Genomic DNA, 1,824 nt, shown 5'->3' on the forward strand with positions numbered 1-1,824 from the left:
TGTCTTCGCGATGCCGGCCCCAGTGAACTTGCTCTTTGGAGCAGGGTGATGGGTGGCTGGTCGTTGCTTGAGAACTACACAGTGGACGCGAGCATCTGTGGCCAAGTTTTTAAGGGCGCACGGTGGATGCCTTGGCACCAGGAACCGATGAAGGACGTGAGAGGCCGCGATAGGCCCCGGGGAGCTGCCAACTGAGCTTTGATCCGGGGGTGTCCGAATGGGGAAACCCGGCAGTCGTCATGGGCTGTCACCCACTGCTGAACACATAGGCAGTGTGGAGGGAACGAGGGGAAGTGAAACATCTCAGTACCCTCAGGAAGAGAAAACAACCGTGATTCCGGGAGTAGTGGCGAGCGAAACCGGATGAGGCCAAACCGTATGCGTGTGATACCCGGCAGGGGTTGCGCATGCGGGGTTGTGGGAATTCTTTTGACCGGTCTGCCGGCCGGTCGGCGAGTCAGAAACCGTTGATGTAGTCGAAGGACATGCGAAAGGTCCGGCGTAGAGGGTAAGACCCCCGTAGACGAAACATCAGCGGCTTGCTTAAGAATCTCCCAAGTAGCACGGGGCCCGAGAAATCCCGTGTGAATCTGGCGGGACCACCCGCTAAGCCTAAATATTCCCTGGTGACCGATAGCGGATAGTACCGTGAGGGAATGGTGAAAAGTACCGCGGGAGCGGAGTGAAATAGTACCTGAAACCGTGTGCCTACAAGCCGTGGGAGCGTCGCCGTTGTTCTTCGGAACAACGGTCGTGACTGCGTGCCTTTTGAAGAATGAGCCTGCGAGTTAGCGGTGTGTAGCGAGGTTAACCCGTGTGGGGAAGCCGTAGCGAAAGCGAGTCCGAATAGGGCGATTGAGTTGCACGCTCTAGACCCGAAGCGGAGTGATCTAGCCATGGGCAGGTTGAAGCGGAGGTAAGACTTCGTGGAGGACCGAACCCACCAGGGTTGAAAACCTGGGGGATGACCTGTGGTTAGGGGTGAAAGGCCAATCAAACTCCGTGATAGCTGGTTCTCCCCGAAATGCATTTAGGTGCAGCGTCGTGTGTTTCTTGCCGGAGGTAGAGCACTGGATAGGCGATGGGCCCTACCGGGTTACTGACCTTAGCCAAACTCCGAATGCCGGTAAGTGAGAGCACGGCAGTGAGACTGTGGGGGATAAGCTCCATGGTCGAGAGGGAAACAGCCCAGAGCATCGACTAAGGCCCCTAAGCGTACGCTAAGTGGGAAAGGATGTGGAGTCGCAGAGACAACCAGGAGGTTGGCTTAGAAGCAGCCACCCTTGAAAGAGTGCGTAATAGCTCACTGGTCAAGTGATTCCGCGCCGACAATGTAGCGGGGCTCAAGCGTACCGCCGAAGTCGTGTCATTCCAGCACATACCCCCAACGGGGGCTGGGATGGGTAGGGGAGCGTCGTGTGCCGGGTGAAGCAGCAGCGGAAGCTAGTTGTGGACGGTTCACGAGTGAGAATGCAGGCATGAGTAGCGATACACACGTGAGAAACGTGTGCGCCGATTGACTAAGGGTTCCTGGGTCAAGCTGATCTGCCCAGGGTAAGTCGGGACCTAAGGCGAGGCCGACAGGCGTAGTCGATGGACAACCGGTTGATATTCCGGTACCCGCTTTGAAACGCCCAATATCGAATCCATTAATGCTAAGGCCGTGAAGCCGTTCCGGACCCTTCGGGGAAAGGAAAGTGGTGGAGCCGCTGATCCAAGGTGGTAGTAGGTAAGCGATGGGGTGACGCAGGAAGGTAGTCCAGCCCGGGCGGTGGTTGTCCCGGGGTAAGGGTGTAGGCCGAGGGGTAGGCAAATCCGTCCCTC

Annotated in this window: 1 rRNA gene; it reads left to right on the forward strand. The window is 57.5% G+C overall.

The features are described 5' to 3' along the window. Positions 1-99: 99 nt before the first annotated feature. Positions 100-1,824 (forward strand): 23S ribosomal RNA (locus tag ACZ6ZT_RS35070); the annotation flags it as partial.

It is taken from the genome of Streptomyces sp. NPDC102258 (genome assembly GCF_055584685.1).